At 69.9% G+C, this 20,169-nt stretch carries 17 protein-coding genes, 1 other RNA gene and 2 pseudogenes; 16 read left to right on the top strand and 4 right to left on the bottom strand.

Annotation, left to right across the window (positions count from 1 at the left end):
* The first annotated feature begins 41 nt into the window (after positions 1 to 41).
* The 5 genes from mtrA (at position 42) to hpf (ending at position 5,879) form a co-directional block, all read left to right on the top strand.
* On the top strand, positions 42 to 731 hold the full coding sequence (gene mtrA / locus AC0NH5_RS32665) for an MtrAB system response regulator MtrA (RefSeq protein ID WP_014688036.1): 690 nt from the start codon (positions 42 to 44) through the stop codon (positions 729 to 731).
* Positions 732 to 784: 53 nt separating this feature from the next.
* The gene (mtrB, locus tag AC0NH5_RS32660; protein WP_474410784.1) at positions 785 to 2,455 is read left to right on the top strand and encodes an MtrAB system histidine kinase MtrB; all 1,671 of its coding nucleotides are present in this window, start codon (positions 785 to 787) and stop codon (positions 2,453 to 2,455) included.
* Positions 2,455 to 4,251, top strand: a complete 1,797-nt coding sequence (locus tag AC0NH5_RS32655; RefSeq protein ID WP_474410783.1) for an LpqB family beta-propeller domain-containing protein — start codon at positions 2,455 to 2,457, stop codon at positions 4,249 to 4,251. The genes mtrB and AC0NH5_RS32655 overlap by 1 nt, the downstream gene beginning before the upstream one ends.
* Positions 4,252 to 4,261: 10 nt before the next feature.
* On the top strand, positions 4,262 to 4,981 hold the full coding sequence (locus AC0NH5_RS32650) for a ComF family protein (protein ID WP_474410782.1): 720 nt from the start codon (positions 4,262 to 4,264) through the stop codon (positions 4,979 to 4,981).
* Between the two features lie 283 nt (positions 4,982 to 5,264).
* Positions 5,265 to 5,879, top strand: coding sequence for a ribosome hibernation-promoting factor, HPF/YfiA family (hpf, locus tag AC0NH5_RS32645; protein WP_474410781.1), 615 nt, complete (start codon positions 5,265 to 5,267; stop codon positions 5,877 to 5,879).
* Here hpf and AC0NH5_RS32640 read toward each other — a convergent pair whose 3' ends face one another.
* A complete protein-coding gene (locus AC0NH5_RS32640) occupies positions 5,880 to 6,950 on the bottom strand; it encodes a GNAT family N-acetyltransferase (protein ID WP_474410780.1) in 1,071 nt (356 codons plus the stop codon).
* A gap of 185 nt (positions 6,951 to 7,135) precedes the next feature.
* Between AC0NH5_RS32640 and secA the strand changes: the two are divergent.
* A pseudogene (gene secA / locus AC0NH5_RS32635) lies at positions 7,136 to 9,656 on the top strand (preprotein translocase subunit SecA); the annotation flags it as partial.
* An 80-nt stretch (positions 9,657 to 9,736) separates the two neighbouring features.
* Positions 9,737 to 10,042 (top strand): annotated as a pseudogene (locus AC0NH5_RS32630) (SEC-C metal-binding domain-containing protein); the annotation flags it as partial.
* Positions 10,043 to 10,305: 263 nt separating this feature from the next.
* Here the strand turns inward: AC0NH5_RS32630 and AC0NH5_RS32625 are convergent.
* Positions 10,306 to 10,890, bottom strand: coding sequence for an Rv3235 family protein (locus AC0NH5_RS32625; protein ID WP_474410779.1), 585 nt, complete (start codon positions 10,888 to 10,890; stop codon positions 10,306 to 10,308).
* A 110-nt stretch (positions 10,891 to 11,000) separates the two neighbouring features.
* Complete coding sequence (locus AC0NH5_RS32620; protein WP_474410839.1) at positions 11,001 to 11,210, bottom strand: helix-turn-helix domain-containing protein; 210 nt, start codon at positions 11,208 to 11,210, stop codon at positions 11,001 to 11,003.
* A 198-nt stretch (positions 11,211 to 11,408) separates the two neighbouring features.
* On the opposite strand from AC0NH5_RS32620, the gene AC0NH5_RS32615 reads away from it, so the two are divergent.
* On the top strand, positions 11,409 to 11,870 hold the full coding sequence (locus AC0NH5_RS32615; protein WP_474410838.1) for a DUF6912 family protein: 462 nt from the start codon (positions 11,409 to 11,411) through the stop codon (positions 11,868 to 11,870).
* Here AC0NH5_RS32615 and AC0NH5_RS32610 read toward each other — a convergent pair.
* The gene (locus AC0NH5_RS32610; RefSeq protein ID WP_474410778.1) at positions 11,822 to 12,988 is read right to left on the bottom strand and encodes a hypothetical protein; all 1,167 of its coding nucleotides are present in this window, start codon (positions 12,986 to 12,988) and stop codon (positions 11,822 to 11,824) included. The genes AC0NH5_RS32615 and AC0NH5_RS32610 overlap by 49 nt on opposite strands.
* A gap of 393 nt (positions 12,989 to 13,381) precedes the next feature.
* Between AC0NH5_RS32610 and AC0NH5_RS32605 the strand changes: the two genes are divergently transcribed.
* From AC0NH5_RS32605 to ssrA, 8 genes are all read left to right on the top strand, one after another.
* Positions 13,382 to 13,897: a PadR family transcriptional regulator gene (locus tag AC0NH5_RS32605; RefSeq protein WP_474410777.1), complete on the top strand. Its 516-nt coding sequence runs from the start codon at positions 13,382 to 13,384 to the stop codon at positions 13,895 to 13,897.
* A gap of 51 nt (positions 13,898 to 13,948) precedes the next feature.
* On the top strand, positions 13,949 to 15,061 hold the full coding sequence (gene prfB / locus AC0NH5_RS32600) for a peptide chain release factor 2 (protein ID WP_474410776.1): 1,113 nt from the start codon (positions 13,949 to 13,951) through the stop codon (positions 15,059 to 15,061).
* 140 nt (positions 15,062 to 15,201) lie between these two features.
* Positions 15,202 to 15,882, top strand: a complete 681-nt coding sequence (gene ftsE / locus AC0NH5_RS32595; RefSeq protein WP_378029420.1) for a cell division ATP-binding protein FtsE — start codon at positions 15,202 to 15,204, stop codon at positions 15,880 to 15,882.
* A 66-nt stretch (positions 15,883 to 15,948) separates the two neighbouring features.
* The gene (gene ftsX, locus AC0NH5_RS32590) at positions 15,949 to 16,824 is read left to right on the top strand and encodes a permease-like cell division protein FtsX (RefSeq protein ID WP_474410775.1); all 876 of its coding nucleotides are present in this window, start codon (positions 15,949 to 15,951) and stop codon (positions 16,822 to 16,824) included.
* A gap of 106 nt (positions 16,825 to 16,930) precedes the next feature.
* Positions 16,931 to 18,298 carry a M23 family metallopeptidase gene (locus AC0NH5_RS32585; RefSeq protein WP_474410774.1) on the top strand — a complete coding sequence of 456 codons (1,368 nt, stop codon included), beginning with the start codon at positions 16,931 to 16,933 and terminating at the stop codon, positions 18,296 to 18,298.
* 21 nt (positions 18,299 to 18,319) lie between these two features.
* Complete coding sequence (gene smpB / locus AC0NH5_RS32580; protein WP_474410773.1) at positions 18,320 to 18,796, top strand: SsrA-binding protein SmpB; 477 nt, start codon at positions 18,320 to 18,322, stop codon at positions 18,794 to 18,796.
* Between the two features lie 78 nt (positions 18,797 to 18,874).
* On the top strand, positions 18,875 to 19,552 hold the full coding sequence (locus AC0NH5_RS32575; protein ID WP_474410772.1) for a cellulose binding domain-containing protein: 678 nt from the start codon (positions 18,875 to 18,877) through the stop codon (positions 19,550 to 19,552).
* 26 nt (positions 19,553 to 19,578) lie between these two features.
* Positions 19,579 to 19,954, top strand: a transfer-messenger RNA (tmRNA) gene (gene ssrA / locus AC0NH5_RS32570).
* Positions 19,955 to 20,169 lie beyond the last annotated feature (215 nt).

Here is a 20,169-nt window from a genome sequence, read left to right as displayed (position 1 = left end):
GGTAGCGCGAAGGCTGGGACGACAGTGCAATATTGGACCGCATGAGAGCCCGGGTACTGGTCGTCGACGACGATCCCGCGTTGGCCGAGATGCTCGGCATCGTCCTGCGCAGTGAGGGCTTCCTGCCCTCGTTCGTGGCCGACGGGGAGCGAGCCCTGGCCGCCTTCCGGGAGAACCGTCCGGACATCGTCCTGCTGGACCTGATGCTCCCCGGGATGAGCGGTATCGACGTGGCGCGGGCCATCCGCGCCGAGTCGGGCATCCCGATCGTCATGCTGACCGCCAAGAGCGACACCGTGGACGTGGTGCTCGGCCTGGAGTCCGGCGCCGACGACTACGTGGTCAAGCCGTTCAAGCCCAAGGAGCTGGTGGCCCGGATGCGGGCCCGGCTGCGCCGGGGCGAGGACGCCGCGCCGGAGATGCTCACCATCGGGCCACCCGGCAACCAGATCACCATCGACGTGCCCGCGCACACCGTCTCCCGCGACGGCGAAGAGGTGAAGCTGACCCCGCTGGAGTTCGACCTGCTGGTCGCGCTGGCCCGCAAGCCGCGCCAGGTCTTCACCCGCGAGGTGCTGCTGGAACAGGTTTGGGGATACCGGCACGCCGCCGACACCCGCCTGGTCAACGTGCACGTCCAGCGGCTGCGCGCGAAGATCGAGCCGGACCCCGAGCGGCCGGAGATCATCCTGACGGTTCGTGGTGTCGGCTACAAGGCGGGCACCGGCTAGTCGGTGCCAGCGGCTAACCTTGCCGCGTAATGCGTGCTCCGGCCTGGCTCCCGATGCCCGTGCGCCGCGCCCTCCGGGTGGTGCGGCGCTACTGGCGCATGTTCGTGCGCCGCTTCCAGCAATACACGGCGCCCGCCCGCCGGGCCTGGCGCCGGTCGCTGCAACTGCGGGTGGTGACGCTCACCCTCGTCGCGTCCAGCCTGCTGGTCGGCACCTTCGGGTGGTTCATCGCGGACCGCAGCGCCGAGATCCTGCTCAGCCGGACCCAGGACGACACCGCCACCGCGCTGAGCACCAAGGTGGAGTGGGCGTCCAACCAGCTGACCGTGCATCCGCAGGCGCAGGACCCGGAGCTGCCGAACACCATCAACGCCACGGTCAACGAGCTGTTCGACGGTGACCCGGCGGAGGACGGCGGCTCGGTCGTCTCGATCCGGGCCGCCAACTACCCGGGCATCACGCCGGTGACGCTGCCGGCGGACGTGGACACCCGCGGCCTGGTCACCCCGGAGATGGTCCGGACCGTCGCCGAGTCCAGCCGGGTCGCACACCAGATCCGGACTGCCGAGATCAACGGCACCCCCGTCAAATACCTGGTGTACGGCTCCCCGGTGCCCACCAAGTTCGGTCACCTCGAGCTTTATTACATGGTGCCGCTCAGCTCCGAGGACCAGGACGCCAACCTGATCCGCACCACCGTGCTGGCCACCGGCCTGGCCCTGGTGATGCTGCTCGGTGTGGTGGCCGGCCTGGTCACCCGCCTGGTGGTGACCCCGGTCCGGGTCGCCGCGCGGACCGCCCAGCGGCTCTCGGCCGGCCTGCTCGACCAGCGGATGAAGGTCGACGGCGAGGACGACCTGGCCCTGCTGGCCGCCGCGTTCAATCAGATGGCGGCCAACCTGCAGCGGCAGATCGTCCGGCTCGAGGAGATGTCCCGGCTGCAGCGGCGATTCACCTCGGACGTGTCGCACGAGCTGCGGACACCGTTGACGACCGTGCGGATGGCCGCCGACCTGATCTTCTCGGAGCGCGACGAGTTCGATCCGGCGGTGGCCCGCAGCGCCGAGCTGCTCCAGGCCGAGCTGGACCGGTTCGAGGACCTGCTCACCGACCTGCTGGAGATCAGCCGGTTCGACGCCGGCTTCGCCGCGCTGGACGCCGAGCACACCGACCTGGTGCCGATCGTGCAGCGGGTCGCCGAGCGCCTGGCCGGCCTGGCCGAGCGGGCCGGCGTCGAGGTGGAGCTGCGCCTGCCGGACATCCCGGTGATCGCCGAGGTGGATCCGCGCCGGGTCGAGCGGGTGCTGCGCAACCTGGTCGGCAACGCGGTCGAGCACGCCGAGGCGAAACCGGTCGTGATCACCATGGCCACCGACGAGGCGGCCGTCGCCGTCACGGTGCGCGACTACGGGATCGGGCTGAAACCCGGCGAGGAGCGGCTGGTCTTCAACCGGTTCTGGCGGGCCGACCCGTCCCGGGCCCGGCAGACCGGCGGCACCGGGCTGGGCCTGTCGATCAGCGTGGAGGACGCCCGGCTGCACGGTGGCTGGCTGGAGGCGTGGGGCGCGCCGGGGGAGGGTGCCCAGTTCCGGCTGACCCTGCCGGTGCGGGCCGGTGACCGGCTGGTCGCGGCGCCGCTGCCGCTGATCCCGCGGGACCGCCCGGCGGCCGTCGAGGCCGGCGCCGGTGATGCCGCGTCCGTCGAGCCCGCGGAGGTGGGCTGATGCGCCGTCCGCTGCCGCTGATCGTCCCGGTCGCCGCCCTCCTGCTCGTGGTGGGGCTCGGTGGCTGCGGCATCCCGGACGGCACCGGGGTGACCGACGCCGGGCCGGGGCCGTCGACCGGCATCTCCAGCGGTAACGACGGCACCTGGTCGCGGCCCGACCGGACCAGTTCCCGCGACTGGGGCCAGTTCATCACCAACTACCTGGGCGCGGCCGCGGGCGACTACGACACGGCAGCCGACCGGGTGAAGGACTTCATGACCCCGCAGGCGCAGGCGAAGTTCAAACCGGCCAGTGCCCCGCGGGTGATCCGGCTGACTGCCGACCCTCTGGTCACGCCGGGTGAACAGCGCGTCAAGGTGCCGTACGAGTTGATCGGCACGCTCGGTAAGAACGGCATCCTGGAGCCGTCGCCCGAGCCGGTCGAGGGCAACTACGAGATCATCCTCGAGGAGAGCGACAGCGACGGGCTCTTCGTCGCCGACGCCCCCGACTTCCTGCTGATCACCAACACCGCGCTGAACGTGAACTACGTCGAGCGGACCATCTATTTCTGGAACAGCGAGCGCACCGGCCTGGTTCCGGACGTGCGCTACATGCTCGACGAGGTGCCGGACGAGCAGGAGCCGACGATCATCCTCAGCTGGCTGATCGACGGGCCGTCGCCGTGGCTGCGGAACGCGGTCGAAGTGCTGCCGCAGGAGACCGCCATGATCGGCAAGGTCTTCTCGGTCCGGGACCGTCTTCAGATCAACCTGAACGCGCAGGCGCTGCCGACCGAGGGCACCCCCGAGGCGCTGGACCGGCTGCGCCGGCAGCTCCAGTGGTCCCTGCGGCATCTGCTCCCCGGCGTCCTGGAGCTCAAGATCGGGCATCAGGAGAGCCAGCAGTTCTCGTCGAACGACTACTGGTCCAGCAACGCGGCCTATCAACTGAGCTCGGCGCCGGAGCGGTTCGCGGTCTACGACGGCCGGGTGGTCCGCCTGGCCGACTCGCTGCGCCCGGAGGCGGCGGTGCCGGCGATCCCGGCCGCGGCGAACAAGGACGTGCGCACCGCCGGGCTCGCGGCGTCCACCACACACGCCTTCGTGGCCATGGTGACCGGCGCCGGCCTGCGGGTCGGCGCGGCCCCGTTGAACCAGGACGCCACCCTGCGCCCGGTCACCGGCCTGCCGTCCGGCGCGGCCTACCCGACCTGGGCGATCACTCCGGATGACGCGGTGGAGGGCTCGGTCGGCCTGGTCGTCGCGGACGGCCGGCTCTACAGCTTCCGTGCGGAGGGCGGCCCGGCCCGGCTGGTGCCGTGGACCGGCGGCACCGGCCGGATCAGTTCGGTGGCGGTCGCCCCGGACGGGCACCGGGTGGCGCTGGTCGCCGGCGACCGGCTCTACCGGGCGTCCCTCGTGGTGAGCGGCGACGGCGTCTCGCTGGTCGACGCCGAGCAACTGCACCCACCGCTCGTCACCGTCACCGCGGTCGGCTTCAGCAGCGAGAGCTGGCTGACGGTGGCGGGCACCCGGCGGGCCGGCCGGGTCGCGATCATGGACGTCTCGATCGACGGCGCGCTCGAGTCGCAGCGGCTCCCCGACATCGGTGACACGCTGGTCAGCTATCTGGCGGTCTATCCCGCCAACCCGGTGACAAACGAATACCATGCCCGGTCGGTTACGTTCATGACCACCACGGCCTGGGACGCGTTCTCCAGCGCCAACCCGATCGAGGTGGGCGACCTGGCGGACAAGCCGGCCGAGCCGCCGCCCGGACGGCGCCCCACCGCGCCGTTCTTCCTCAGTTAGCGCCGCCGCGATGGTGGCCGCGCTCCTCGGCGAACTGGCCGACCTGGTGCTCCCGGGCGCCTGCGCGGGATGCGGCGCCGAGCGGGTCCGGCTGGCCCGGGGCGCCTGCGCGGACTGTGTGCTGGCGCTGGAGGCGCTGCGGCCGCGTCCGGCGGCTCCGAGCCCGCCGCCGCCCGGCTTTCCGGACTGCGTGACGGTGGGGGAGTACGCGGGGCCGTTGCGCGGGGCGCTCCTGGCGTACAAGGAGAAGGGCCGGCACCGGCTGGCCCGGCCGCTCGGCGCCCTGCTGGCCGGCGCCGTCGCGGCGATCGCCCCGCCCGATCGCCCGGTGACGCTGGTCCCGGTGCCGTCGACGGCCGCGGCCCGGCGGGAACGCCACGGTGATCACATGGCCCGGATCGCCCGGCACGCCGCGCGACGTCTGGCCTCCTCGGGGTACGCGGTAAGCGTTCTGCAGCCGCTGCAGGCCCTGCCGCGTCCTGACTCCACGTCGCTTGACGCTGCCGAACGGTTGATCGTTGCTGGCAATTCCCTGCGAATGGTGCCGCGTATCAGCGTTCCCCGACGCGGCAGCCGGATCAGGAGCACGCTGGTGGTGACGGACGACATCGTCACCACCGGGGCGACACTGACCGCGGTGGTTCGCCGTCTTGAGGAGGCGGAGATGCAGGTCACAGGTGCTGCGGTGCTCGCTGCCACGCGACTGCGCGGGAGCGGCCCCCGCGGGTGACCGCGCCGCCGTCCGGGACACCGCCAGAGGCGAACGTCAGCCTTCCGGTATCCCGAACGAGGGGTGACGGGCGGGCGGACGCAGGTTAGCGTCTAGGTGACGAGGGTAAGCGCGCGAACTTGCCCGCCACCGGAGGCGCCGGAACATCTGTTCGCCGCACCGGAAAGGAGTCGTCTCACCCTTTCGGCCGCGTCGGTGGCTAGTCACGCGGCTGGTTTCCCTGAGCTGCACGAGGCGCCGTGTCACGGCGCCGGCACGAAGAACACGTTGGGGGAGGGCACGAGTGGACATTGTCGTCAAGGGCCGCAACGTAGAGGTTCCCGACCACTATCGAGAGCATGTCGCCGACAAGCTGAGCAAGGTCGAGCGTTACGACCAGAAGCTGATGAGGGCCGACGTGGAGTTGTTCCACGAACGCAATCCGCGACAGTCCGACACCTGCCAGCGCGTCGAGATCACGGTTCTCACCAAGGGCCCGGTGATCCGCGCCGAGGCACAGGCACAAGACTTCTATGCAGCCCTGGACTGCGCCATCAACAAACTCGACGGCCGGTTGCGGCGTTCCGCCGACCGCCGTCGCGTCCACCGCGGGCGGCACGCGCCGGTCTCCGTCGCAGCGGCCACCGCGAACCTGCCGACCGACCTGACGAGCCGCACCGCCACGCTGACCGCCGAACCATCTGTCGAAGAGCTGGCCGAGCACGACGAGGACCAGCCGTGGCGCATCGTCCGGGAGAAGGAACACGCGGCTGAGCCGATGACCGTCGACGATGCGCTCTTCCAGATGGAGCTGGTCGGCCACGACTTCTATCTGTTCCTGGACAAGGAGAGCGGCCGGCCCAGCGTCGTGTACCGGCGTCGTGGCTACGACTACGGCATCCTGAGTCTCGCTGTCTGATCAGCCCTCGCCGGAGGCCTGTTTCAGCAGGTCTCCGGCGAGGAGGACGAACTGCACGTCGTCGTTGCGGGCGCCGTCCGCGCCGGGCAGCCGCGACCGCAGGTACGCCTCGCGCTGGAAGCCCGCCTTCTCCAGGACGCGTTGCGAACCGATGTTGGTGGGCAGCGCGCCGGCGATCAGGCGGACGATGCCGGTCTCCGCGAACGCCCACAACGAGAGAAGCTGGGTGGCCCGGGTCGCCATGCCACGCCCGCGGAACGCCGGCAGCATGCTGTACCCGATCATCGCCTGACCGGTCGGCGGCTCCTGGTAATAGAGCGAGATCTCGCCGGCGTCCGCGCCCGTGGCGGCGTCGACGATGACCAGGTCGGCGCTGTTGCCGGCCAGCCACTGCGCCGCCGCCCGGTAACAGCGCCGGTGGATCTCGGCGGCGCTCTTGCGCACCGGCGGAACGCTGGTGTCGATCACGTCGCGCAGATTGTGCAGCTCGGTGTAGAAGTCGACATCCCGCTCGCCGATCGGGCGCAGCGTCACCACGCCGTCGCTGAGCTCCCCACCCGGCAGGTCCGGGAGCAGCCGGGTCGCCGGTTCGCCGGAGTCGCCGGTCAGGCGGGCGTAGACCAGCAGGTCGTCCCGGCCGCCGGCCGGGTTGGGGACGGCGCCGCGGCGGACGCCCTCGCGGGTGTACCCGGCCGACAGCGCCACCCGCTGGGCCACCGGGTTGTCCCACTGGATCAGCAGCTCCAGCCGCTCCAGGCCGGTGCTGAACGCGTACCCCGTCAAGGCTTTGAGCGCCGCTGTGGCGACGCCGCGCCGGCGTGCCTCCGGGGCGACCCAGAACGTCACCTCGCCCTGTCCGCGCCCGGTCCCCGCAGGTTCCAGGCCGGCCCCGCCGAGCGGCTCGTCGGTCTCCGCGTCGGCGATGACGTGACCGCTGTCGTTCTCCGGGCTGCCCTCGGCCACCCGGCTCAGGAACCGGCGCAGGGCCGGGTCCTGCCGTGCGCCGGCGAGGGCCGCCGTGTCTGCCGGGCGGCGGTCGCGCAGCCGGATTCCGTCCTGGATGTGATCCACAGGGACCATCCTTGCCGGGACGCGCCCGACCTTCAAACGAGTTGGAACGTGTCGAGGGCTGCGCTATCAGCGAACTAACCAACACGTTTCACGCTTTTTGGGCGATTAGCTGGAGGCTGGGGTCACCGGTCTCGGGCGAAGGTGCCTACGATGGTTCGGCAGACTGTCTAGGGGAGCGTTGACCCGTGTCGATTTTGGAAAAGATCCTCCGCGCCGGCGAAGGCCGCATGGTGCGCCGGCTCAAGGCGATCGCTGACGCGGTCAACTCGATCGAGGACGACTACGTCGACCTGACCGATGACGAGTTGCGCGAATGCACCCAGCAGTTCAAGGAACGGTACGAGGAGGGCGAGTCGCTGGACTCGCTGCTCCCCGAGGCGTTCGCGGTGGCCCGGGAGGGCGCCAAGCGGGTGCTCGGCCAGCGGGCGTACGACGTTCAGCTCATGGGTGGCGCCGCCCTGCACTTCGGCAACATCCCGGAGATGAAGACCGGTGAGGGCAAAACCCTGACCGGTGTGTTCCCGGCCTACCTCAACGCGTTGAGCGGCAAGGGCGTGCACATCATCACGGTGAACGACTACCTCGCCCAGCGTGACGCCGAGTGGGTCGGCCGGGTGCACGTGTTCCTCGGCCTGTCGGTCGGCGTGATCCTGCCGAACCGGCCGGCCGCCGAGCACCGCGCGGCGTACCAGTGCGACATCACGTACGGGACGAACAACGAGTTCGGCTTCGACTACCTGCGCGACAACATGGCGTGGTCGAAAGCCGAGCTGGTGCAGCGCGGGCACCACTTCGCGATCGTCGACGAGGTCGACTCGATCCTCATCGACGAGGCCCGGACCCCGCTGATCATCTCCGGCCCGGCCGAGCACTCCGCCCGGTGGTACGGCGAGTTCTCCCAGATCGTCAACCGGCTCCAGCCGGGCAAGGACGGCGAGGGCGACTACGAGGTCGACGTGGCCAAGCGGACCGTCGCGATCACCGAGCGGGGCGTCGCCAAGGTCGAGGACCGGCTCGGCATCGACAACCTGTACGAGTCGGTCAACACCCCGCTCGTCGGCTACCTGAACAACGCCATCAAGGCCAAGGAGCTCTACAAGCGCGACAAGGACTACATCGTCAGCCCCGAGGGCGAGGTCCTGATCGTCGACGAGTTCACCGGCCGCATCCTGCACGGTCGCCGCTACAACGAGGGCATGCACCAGGCGATCGAGGCGAAGGAGGGTGTGGAGATCAAGCAGGAGAACCAGACTCTTGCCACGATCACCCTGCAGAACTACTTCCGCCTCTACGACAAGCTCGGCGGCATGACCGGTACGGCGCAGACCGAGGCCGGCGAGTTCAACAGCGTCTACAAGGTCGGCGTCGTCAGCATCCCGACCCACCGCCCGATGATCCGCATCGATCACCCGGACGTCATCTACAAGACCGAGAAGGCGAAGTTCGACGCCGTCATCGAGGACATCGCCGAGCGGCACGCCACCGGCCAGCCGGTGCTGGTCGGCACGGTCTCGGTGGAGAACTCGGAGATCCTGTCCACGCTGCTGCGGCGGCGCGGCATCCCGCACAGCGTGCTGAACGCGAAGTTCCACGCGCAGGAAGCCACGATCATCGCGCAGGCCGGCCGCAAGGGCGGGGTCACCGTCGCCACCAACATGGCCGGCCGTGGCACCGACATCCTGCTCGGCGGCAACCCGGACTTCCTCGCCGCGGCCGAGCTGGCCCAGCGCGGTCTCGACCCGGTGGAGAACCCGGAGGAGTACGCGAAGGCGCTCGAAGAGGTCATGCCGGCCGTCAAGGAGGCCTGCGAGTTGGAGGCCGCCGAGGTGCAGGCCGCCGGCGGGCTCTACGTGCTCGGCACCGAGCGGCACGACTCCCGCCGCATCGACAACCAGCTCCGCGGTCGCTCCGGCCGGCAGGGTGACCCGGGCGAGTCCCGGTTCTACCTGTCGCTGCAGGACGACCTGATGAAGCGGTTCCGGGCGGGCGCGGTCGAGGCGGTCATGGAGCGCTTCAACATCCCGGACGACGTGCCGATCGAGTCCAAGATGGTGACCCGGCAGATCCGCAGCGCGCAGACCCAGATCGAGGCGCAGAACGCCGAGATCCGGAAGAACGTCCTGAAGTACGACGAGGTGCTCAACAAGCAGCGCCAGGTCGTCTATGCCGAGCGCCGTCGGGTGCTCGCCGGCGAGGACATGCACGAGCAGGTCACCCACATGATCGACGACGTGATCGTGGACTACGTCTCCGGCGCGACCTCCGAGGGCTTCGCCGAGGACTGGGACCTGGAGCAGCTCTGGACCAACCTGAAGCGGCTCTACCCGGTCACCCTCACCGTCGACGACCTGGTGGCCGAGGCCGGTGGCGAGCGGAACACCATCGACCACGACTTCCTCGTCGAGCAGCTCAAGCAGGACGCGCAGGCGGCGTACCAGGCCCGCGAGGACGAGCTGGGCGCCGAGGCGCTGCGTGAGCTGGAGCGTCAGGTGCTGCTCGCGGTGATCGACCGCAAGTGGCGCGAGCACCTCTACGAGATGGACTACCTGCAGGAAGGCATCAGCCTGCGGGCGTACGCGCAGCGCGACCCGGTGGTCGAGTACCAGCGCGAGGGCTTCGACATGTTCAACCAGATGATGGAGGGCATCAAGGAGGAGGCCGTCGGCTTCGTCTTCAACCTGGAGGTCCAGGTCGAGGAGCAGCCCACCATCAACGTCGACCCCACCCAGGCGTACGAGATTCCCAAGGTCGGTGCCGACGACACGGACGGCGGCGAGCCGGAGCGGGTCGAGGTGCGCGCCAAGGGGCTCGGCGGTCCCGGCCGCCAGCAGAACCTGCAGTACACGGCCCCGGCCATCGACGGCGAGGCCGGCGCCGGCCGCCCGGTGATCCAGCAGCAGCCGCAGCCCGGCTCGGCGCCTCTCGGCCTCGGCAACTCACCGGTCCCGGCCAGCCCTGCCCACACCGGGGCCCGGTCCGCGCGCTCGGGTGCCGCCTCGGAGTCGAACGGCCCGTCCCGGAACGCGCCCTGCTACTGCGGCTCCGGCAAGAAGTACAAGCGCTGCCACGGCGCGCCGGGCGGCCCTGCCTGATCCTGTCCCGGCCCGCACGCCGGTGGCTCCGATCCGCCGCCGGCACGCAGCACTGAAGGTTCGTCCACCGGCGGCCGCGCAGCTTCCATCGCTGCGCGGCCGCCGGTTCTCGTCGGGGTGGAGCCGGGGGCGGCGCGCCGCGCGGGTGCTGGTTCTCGTCGGGGTCGGGCGTGGGGCGGCCCGGCGCGGGCGCTGGTTCTCGGGGTCGAGCCCGGGACGTCCGCCGCCTGTGTCGCTCACCGGCCGCCCCGGGGGTTTCCGGGTCAGATCAGGCGCATGGTCGTGGCTGCCCAACTCTGCTGATGAAGCTCCAGCCGCAGCGCCATCGCCCAGGTCCGCTCGCCGATGAGCAGAACGACCGCGGCCTCCACCGCTCCTGGCCGTGGCTCGCAGAGCCGGACCCGTAGCACAGCCACCGGCGCCGGCCGTCGTGGCCGCCGGCCACCTGCCCGGCCGGCGTTGCGCATCTCGGTCACCCGCCGCGCGCCCGCCAGCCCTTGGGCCACCACGTCCGCCGCGTCCGCCGGCCGCGCCAGCCGCCGCAGGTGACCGGCCGGCCGGTATCCGTTGAGGACCTCGACACAGAGGTGCACGAACCGCCGCACCGCCAGCTTGGCGTCGCTCGACGCGCCCGCGGCCACCGGCCGCAGCGGACCGCCGGTGGCCGGGTCGTCAGGACCGGCAGGCTCCGGACCCGGCGGAGGGACCGACCAGTCCAGCGGCAGTTGCCGTGCCGCCCAGACCTGGGGCGCCAACTCGTCGTCGAACGGCGGCTCGAACCGGGGGACCGGGCGCAGGCGGATCGCCGGCCGCGGCCCGCCGGGTGCAATCTCGACCGTCGACCGCATAGCCAATCCTTACGTTTGCCTCCGTTTGCTTCTGACAGCCTCGATAGTTCTCTCTCGCCGGACGGCTGGTCAATGCGTCGCCATCGATCCGGGAAGAGGCGCAAAACGGGTCACTCGGGCTCGCGTTCGGTCATCGGGTTCTCCCGCACCCAGGCCGCCGTCTCCGCATATTTCCGCTGGATGTATTCCTCCAGCCGGGCTCGCTCCACACGCCACTGACCGCGCCCGCCGATCTTGATGGCGGGCAGCTCACCGCTGCGGACCATGTGATAGACCTGCGAGTCCGAGACGTTCAGCTCGGCCGCGACGTCGGACAGCATCAGGAAACGAGGCTCCACAGCCTCAGTTTGCCACCGTTTGCCTCCGACAGGGACCGACGCTCGGTGGGCATCCTGCCCGCGTCAGCGGCGCCGTGAGTCGCCTGGTGCAATGTACTGGTCGTCATCCGAACTGGAGCACAGGAGAAGAAAGTGCCGATCACCGAGTTGGTCCGGGTCTACCTGCCGGCCACCGTGCCGATGCTCTCGGCGCTCAAGGCCTCCGGGCAGCTCGGCGAGGGCGCGACGGTCGCGCACGCGGTCACTCCCGCGCTGCGCGAGTGGTACGCGGAGGGCGACGAGGAGGAGCTCGAGTACGTCGCCTTCACCCGCGCTGCCCAGGGCGCCCTGCAGCTGCTGCGGCACGATCACGCGGCCCCGCGCCGCCGGGTCGTGGTCTCGGCCGACGTGCCGGCCGCCAGTCTCGTCCGCGAGGAGACCGAGCTGGGGTCGAGCACCGTGCGGTTGCCGCAGCCGGTGTCGTTGAAGGAGGTGGCGAGCATCCACATCGACAGCGCCGACGCGGCCGAGGCGGTCGCCGCCGCCGCCGAGGTGGTCGACGAGGCGCTGGCCGGTGACCCGGACGCCCAGTTCACCGTCGACGGCGCCGAGGATCACGAGTTGGAGTGGTACGCCGTCTCCGAGCTGGACGAGCTGACCTGACCTCTGCCGGTCCCGCCCCCGGCCGCATCGTCCCCGTCCCCGTCGCGCCGCACGCCGTCGCCCTCACGCCCGTCGGCCTCGCGCCCGTCGCCCCCACGCCCGTCGGCCTCGCGCCCGTCGCCCGCGTGCCCGTCGTCACCGTCCCCGTCGACCCCGCGCCCGTCGGCCAGGCGCGGGTTGCTCTCGGGCCCGTCGTTCTCCGTCTCGTCGTCGTCCTCGTCGTCGGTGGCCGAGAGGGTCCGCCCGACCGCGAAGATCGCCGTGATCGCCCCGACGAAGAGCACGATGAGCCCGCTGTTGAGCCGCGCGTTGCTGAGGATCTGCTGCGCCAGCAGGTCCATCGGGCTGACCCGCCCGGCCAGCTCGAGGACCTCGGAGCCGGCCGTCCGCGACAGCATCTCGCCGATCACCACGATCAGGCCGGGCCCGGCGCCGGCCAGCGCGTACATCGGCCAGCGCAGGTCGTCGCCACCGGTGCGACGGTGGACGCGGCGCAGCATCACGTAGGCGATCAGGCCGGCCGCCAGACCGCCGACCGCCGCCTGGCCGTAGGTGAACCACTGTGCCGCCTGCGCCGACGACTCGGTGTCGTCCGCGCCGAGCAGGTCGAGCACCGGTCCCTGGAAGAGGTTGAGCACGAAGCCGATCACGAAGACCGCGACGGCGGCGGTCGCGGCGGAGGCGATCACCGGCGGAATGCGGAAGCCGCCGATCGCGCCGCCGATCGTGGCGGCCGCGGCCACGGTGCCGGCGACGATCGCATAGAGCGAGCCGGCCGTGTTGATCGTGATGATCGGCACCGCGCAGAGGAGGCCGACCAGCAGGCCGGCGGCGGTGGCGACGGCGAACCGGGTGGTGGCCCCGAGGGCTCGGCGGCCGCTGAGCAGCGAGAGCGCCAGCAGCGCCACGGCGGCGCCGGCGACCAGACCGGCCGAGACGGCGCCGGGCAGTGCGTACGCCGTGGAGGTGACCTCCATCTCGGCGCTCGCGCGACCGGTGATGGTGACCCGGGCGGACCAGATCATCGCCGCCGTCCAGGCGAGGGCGGCCGCCGCGAGAAGCGCCGCGGAGATCCGGGACTCCTCGACGGACTCCGGGGCGGTCGGGCGCTCAGTCATGGGGGTCAGGGTAACCGGCGAAGCTGCGGCGCCCGGACCGGCCGCCCGTGAGGTGCGACGATGGACAAATGGGGCCGCGCAGTGGGGGACAAGTCCGAATCGATCTTGAAACGCCGCGGTTGCACGGTCCGCTGGCAGTATCCGCACATGAGCTGATTGTCTTATTGTGCATGACCGGTTCGCCGGTTTTTCGGTGTTTCCTGCCTCGGATGCGTCGTCTGACCGTTTAACTGCTCCATTTTACCTGGTCAACTCGCTCCCGGAGAGCAAATCGCCCGGGAGGCACGCTCGTTGTCGGACTGTCTGTGCGGGACAGTCGTTTGTGGAGACGCAAACTGGACGGATCAGGCGAAATCCTGGACGGCGGAGCCACAAAGTGGCAGCTTAGAAGGCATGCCCGACTTCCAAATCAACCCGACGGCGGCTGCACTTCTCGGCCTCCTCCACGAGGGGCCGATGACCGGTGGCCAGTTGATGGCGGCCGCCGAACGCCGCCTCGGGCCCTACTGGTCGATGACGCGGAGCCAGGTCTACCGCGAACTTCCCGTACTGGCCGAAATGGGGTATGTCCGCCTCGGCAAGCCGGGTCCCCGATCCAGTCAGCCCTACGCCATCACCGCCGCCGGCAAGCGCGCCTTCAGCCGGTGGCTCGCCGAGTCTCCCGGCCGGGACGCTCTGCGCAATCCGATAGCGCTTCGGGTGGCCTTCGGCCAGCAGCACAGCGGAGACCAGTTGCAGGAGCTCTACACCAGCGCCAACTCCTACCACGCGGAGGCCATGGCGATGGCCAAGGAGCAGGCCAAAGAGGCCAAGAAGAACGGCGACCCGTACGGCGCCGCGGCTCTCGAGTTCGCGGTGGCCTATCACAAGGCCGCGCTCAGCTGGCTCAAGGCCGTTCCGTCGAGTTGACATGCGCCCGCCCGGGCGGTGAGCCGACCGGGCGGCGTAGTCTTGATTGTCGTGACAGCTGCCGACTTCCCCGAGCAACTCAAGGCCCTTGACGCCATCCTCCGGAACATCGAGAACGTCCTGGACGTCGACAAGCTGCGCAGGGACAAGGCCGACCTCGAGGACCAGGCCTCCGCGCCGGACCTCTGGGACGACCAGGCACGTGCGCAGGAGGTCAACAGCCGTCTGTCGTACGTCTCGGGTGAGATCTCCAAGCTGGAGCGGCTGCGCTCGCGTCTCGACGACGCCGCGCTGCTCCTGGAGATGGCCGAGGCCGAAGGTGACGCCGGCTCGGTTGCCGAGGTCGGCGATGAGATCACCACGCTGACCAAGGCCATCGAGGAGATGGAGGTCCGCACCCTGCTCTCCGGTGAGTACGACTCCCGCGAGGCCCTGGTGGCCATCCGGGCCGGCGCCGGTGGTGTGGACGCGGCCGACTTCGCCGAGATGCTCATGCGGATGTACCTGAGGTGGGCCGAGCGGCACGGCTACCCGACGGAGGTCTACGAGACCTCCTACGCGGAGGAGGCAGGCCTCAAGTCCGCCACCTTCACCGTCAAGGTGCCGTACGCGTACGGCACCTTGAGCGTCGAGTCGGGCACCCACCGGCTGGTCCGGATCAGCCCGTTCGACAATCAGGGCCGGCGGCAGACCAGCTTCGCCGGCGTCGAGGTGATGCCGGTCGTCGCGCAGACGGACCACATCGACATCCCGGACAACGAGATCCGCACCGACGTCTACCGGTCCTCCGGCCCCGGCGGGCAGAGCGTCAACACCACCGACTCGGCGGTGCGGCTCACGCACATTCCCACCGGCATCGTGGTGACCTGCCAGAACGAGAAGTCCCAGCTGCAGAACAAGGCGTCCGCCCTGCGCGTCCTCCAGGCCCGGTTGCTGGAGCGCAAGCGCCAGGAGGAGGAGGCCAAGATGGCCGGCCTCAAGCAGGACACCACCGGATCGTGGGGGGACCAGATGCGTTCGTACGTGCTGCACCCCTACCAGATGGTGAAAGATCTGCGGACCGAGTTCGAGGTCGGTAACCCTTCGTCGGTCTTCGACGGCGACGTGGACGGGTTCATCGAGGCAGGCATCCGGTGGCGGAAGCAGAAGCAGATCTCCGCTTAGGAGATTTCGTCACCCAGTGCTACCCCGCCTGAACGCTAGGTCAGGCGGGGGGCGCCCGGTTTCACTGTTACCGCAGGTCGTAAATATTCCGGCCCCCGGCGGGCTTGGCGATTTCGTTACACCGCGTAGACTCCAGTCCCGTGATTCAGCTCGAGAACGTGACGAAGACGTATCCGAAGGCGTCTCGGCCGTCGTTGGACAATGTCAGCGTCGGGATCGAGAAGGGTGAGTTCGTCTTCTTCATCGGCCCCTCCGGTTCCGGCAAGTCGACGATCATCAAGCTGCTCCTCCATGAGGTCGCGCCGACCCGTGGCAAGGTGGTGGTGAACGCGAAGGACGTGACCACGTTGCGGTCCTGGAAGGTTCCGCACTTCCGCCGCTCGATCGGCTGCGTGTTCCAGGACTTCCGCCTGCTGCCCAACCGCACGGCGTACGAGAATGTGGCCTTCGCCCTCGAGGTGATCGGCAAGACGCAGGCGGTGGCCCGCCGGGTCGTCCCCGAGGTGCTCGAGCTGGTCGGCCTCGGCGGCAAGGAGCACCGTTACCCGCACGAGCTCTCCGGTGGTGAGCAGCAGCGTGTCGCGGTGGCCCGGGCGTTCGTCAACCGGCCGCTGATCCTGCTGGCCGACGAGCCCACGGGTAACCTCGACCCGGACACCTCGATCGAGATCATGCGCCTGCTGGACCGGATCAACCGGACCGGCACCACGGTCGTGATGGTCACGCACGACTCGAACATCGTCAACCAGATGCGCCGGCGGGTCATCGAGATCGAGAGTGGGCGCATCGTCCGGGACCAGGCCCGTGGTGTCTACGGTTAGGCCCGGCTCCGCCCCCCTGTCGACAGCTGAAACAGCACCACGCGGAGTCCTGGAAGGATCCCCCCGATGCGCGTGAAGTACGTCCTCAATGAGGTCCTGGTGGGCCTGTGGCGAAACGTCACGATGACGATCGCCATGATCATCACCATGTCGGTCTCGTTGACCATGCTCGGCGCCAGCGTGCTGATGTACATGCAGGTCGACCAGATGAAGGACTTCTACTACGACAAGATCGAGGTCTCGGTCTTCCTCGCCGAGGACGTCACCGAGCCGCAGAAGGCGGCGATCAACCAGACGATCGAGTCGAGTCCCATCGTCGAGACCATGACGCATGAGACGAAGGAGCAGGCCTTCGAGCGGTTCAAGCTGCTCTGGAAGGACTCGCCCGACTTCGTCAACTCGATCAGCCCGGAGAGCCTGCCCGAGTCGTACCGGGTGAAGCTGACCAATCCGGAGAAGTACACCGAGTTCGCTCAGGCGATCGAGGGCCTGCCCGGCATCCGGCAGATCATCGACCAGCGAACCCTGCTGGACAAGGTGTTCAACATCTTCAACTCGATCCAGCTGATGTCGCTGGTCGTCGCCGCGGTGATGGCGTTCGCGGCGCTGCTGCTGGTCGGTAACACCATCCAGGTGGCGGCGTACAGCAAGCGGCGTGAGGTCGCGGTCATGAAGCTGGTCGGCGCCTCGAACTGGTTCATCCAGGCGCCGTTCGTGCTGGAGGCGGTGGTCGCCGGCCTGGTCGGCGCGATCCTCGGCTTCGTCGCGCTCTTCGTCGGCAAGGTGGTCCTGCTCGACAACAAGCTGCAGGCCCTGACCACGATCCTGACGCCGATCCCGTCCAGCAACGTGTGGCTCATGCTGCCCGTGCTCGCCGGCGTCGGTGCCCTGGTCAGCGCGGTCACTGCCTGGGTCACCCTGCGGTTCTACCTCAAGGTCTGACACACACATCGGGCGTACGACCGACGGCCGCGATCTCTGTACGGGATCGCGGCCGTCGGGCGATTTACGGTGATACGGGCGTTTAGTCAGAGTACGGTGACTCCTCGTGAGGTATCGCCGATCTGAGCTCCTGCTCGCCGCCTGCCTCTGCCTGCTCAGCGCCGCCGGCCTGACGCCGGCGGTCCCGGCCGCGGCCGGTGCTGCTCCGGTCCTGGTTGCTCCGGTCCTGGCTGCTCCGGTCCTGGTTGCTCCGGTCCTGGCTGCTCCGGTCCTGGTTGGTCCGGTCGTGGCTTCTCCGGTCCTGGTTGCTCCCGCTCCGGTCGCCTCCGACCGGGGCGACGACGCCGCGCGGGCGGTCCGCAAGGCGGAGGCGCTGCTGGAGAACGCCAGCGCAGCCGCGCGGACCGCCGCCCGCAACCTGGCCCGTGCCACCGCCTCGCTGCCGGCCGCCCAGCACCACGTGGCGACCACCCGTGGCGTGGTCGTCGCCACCCAGGTCGAGGCCACCACCGCCCGCCGGCGCGCCGACGCGGCGCGCCAGGAGTTCGGCCGGGTCGCCGGCCACTACGCGATCGCCGCCGAACGCGTGCAGGAGGCCCGCGACCGGGTCGACGAGATCGCCGCGGCCAGCTACATGGGCAGCAGTTTCGCGCGGCTCAACGTGCTGGTGTCGGCGGGCGGGCCGCAGGACCTGATGGACCGCCTGGGACTCGTCGACCAACTGATGGATCACGAGCAGGCCGAAGTTCGTACCCTCGTCGGCGCTCGACGCGAAGCCCGCGCCGCCCACGACCGCGCCGCCGCCGCCAAGCTCGCGGCCGAAGAGACCGAGCGTGCCGCCGCGGACAAGCTGCGCGCCGCCAAGGACGCGCAAGCCGCCGCTGTGCGGGCCCGCCAGGCGCTCGACAATCTGATCGTCGCCCGGCGCACCGCGCTCAGCGCCGCGCAGGCCCAGCGGTCCTCGGTGCTCGCGCAGTACCGTGCCGCTGTCGTCGCCGAACGGCGGGTCCAGTCCAGCCTGCGCGGCTGGGAGGCCCGGGCCGGCAACACCGGCAGTTACGGCGGGGGCCGGCTCGCCATGCCGGTGCAGGGCTGGAAGAGCAGCGACTTCGGCAATCGCTACGACCCGTACTACCACGTCTGGCAGCTCCACGCCGGCACCGACTTCGCCGCCGGCTCCGGCAGCCCGATCCGTGCGGCGGCCTCCGGCCGGGTCATCCAGGCCGGCTGGAACGGCGGCTACGGGCAGTACACCTGCATCAACCACGGGCGGCTCAGCGGGTACGGCTTCACGACCTGTTACGCACACCAGTCCCGGATGTACGTGGGCCCGGGCGACTACGTGCGACGGGGCCAGGTGATCGGCCGGGTCGGCAGCACCGGCGCCTCCACCGGGGCACACCTGCACTTCGAGACCCGGTTCGGCGGGGTGCCGCGGAACCCGCTCGACTACCTCCCCGGCTGCCTCTGCTGAGGCGCGAGGTAATCTTGTGACATGCCACGCGAACAGGGGCGCAAGCTCGTCGCCTCCAACCGCAAGGCGTTTCACGACTACGCCATCGTGGACACGTACGAGGCGGGGATGGTGCTCACCGGCACCGAGGTGAAGTCGCTGCGCGCCGGGCGAGCCTCGCTGGTCGACGCGTTCGGCCACGAGAAGGACGGCGAGCTCTTCCTGCACGGCATGCACATCCCGGAATACACGCAGGGCACGTGGACCAACCACGAGCCGCGCCGGGTCCGCAAGCTGCTGCTCAACCGCGAAGAGATCCACAAGGTGCGGGGCCGGCTGCGCGACGACGGCATCACGCTGGTGCCGCTCTCCGTCTACTTCCAGAACGGGTACGCCAAGGTCGAGCTCGGCGTCGCCAAGGGCAAGAAGAGCTACGACAAGCGCCAGGACATGGCGGCACGCGACGCCCAGCGCGAGATCAATCGGGCAATGGGCCGCCGTGCCAAGGGACGTGACTGACCGGTATTCTCCGCGGGCTGATCTTCTTGCCCCCCTTCCGAGGAGACCCGGTCGTTGTCCAAGCACTCCGTTCGACAGTTGACCCCGGCACGCCTGATCCTCGGCTCCGCCGCGGCCGTCCTGGTTGCGCTCGTCGCCTGGGTCGCCATCCGTGCCGGTGGACCCGCGAACGCCGGCGACAACCCGGTGATCGTCCAACCCTCCGGTCTGCCCGTCGCCGACCTGCAAGCCGTGGAAAGCACCCTCCCGCCCAGCTCGCCCGCAACCCCGGCGCCCTCAGCCTCCGTCTCCGTCGCCGTGACCTCCCCGTCGGCTTCGATGTCACCGTCACCGTCGCCGTCCCGCACGCCCAGGAAGTCGAAGTCGCCCAAGCCGTCGGCCGCCAGCACCAGCCCGTCACCGGCGCGCACCTCCACCCCACCGCCACCCCCGCCGCCGGCTGACGACCTGGAAGCCACCTACAGCACCAGCGCCTCGTGGCGTGGCGGACTCATCGGCAACGTGCGGATCGTCAACACCGGCTCGGTGGCACACGACTTCACCGTCACGATCACCTTCCGCTCCGGCGCCGACCTGCGCCTGCGCAACGCCTGGAACTCCACCGGCGAAGGCGGCGGCGACCGGATCACCCTGCGCGGCGCCGCCCTCGCCCCCGGCGCCACGATCAACGCCGGCTTCCAGGCCGACAAGGGCGGCGACACCAGCTCCCGGGCCACCGGCTGCACCATCAGTGGCGGCAGCTGCAACGTGAGCTAAGATTGACAGGCTGTACCAAATGACCAGGGGGTGACTGGTTTCGACTTCGTACGTGGAGACAGGGGAAGCGAGCCGAGGAAGCCGACGTCGTCTCGAGAATCGGTCGTCGGAAACTTATAAGCGCCGATAACAATCGCGCTGAGTTCGCTCTCGCCGCCTGAGGCGAGTAGCGACTCTGTCGGGCTGGGAACACCTCCGTCCCAGACTTCCGGCATCAGCTAGGAGGTTGGCCAACCGGTCCCGGTCGCGGGGACCGCACGGCGAGATTAATCAGCGACTGGGCCCGTCGTCCGGACTTGCTCACGTGAGCCGGAGGGTCGAGTAAGGACTTAGTGAGCTGCGCTCGGAGAAGCCCTGACGAAGCAACGAAGGACCCGGGTTCGATTCCCGGCACCTCCACTGCCTGGCGGCCCCCTGTTCGCGGAAAGCGCGAACCGGGGGCCGTTTTGGTTGTCTGCTCCGGGGCCGAGCCCCCGGAAACCCCGCCTCACGGTGGTTGCGGTTCGCCGCCCGCTCTCGGTTATCCCCCGGATGGTCGCGGTTCGCGGTCCGCTTGCGGTTGCGCCCTCGCCTCTGGCGGTTTGCAGTTCGGGTGCGGTTAGCCCGTCATGGGTCGA

The sequence above is a fragment of the Actinoplanes sp. 13 genome (assembly GCF_056134165.1).
The sequence above is the reverse complement of the archived record's forward strand: the minus strand, read 5'-3'. Positions and strand labels throughout refer to the sequence as shown.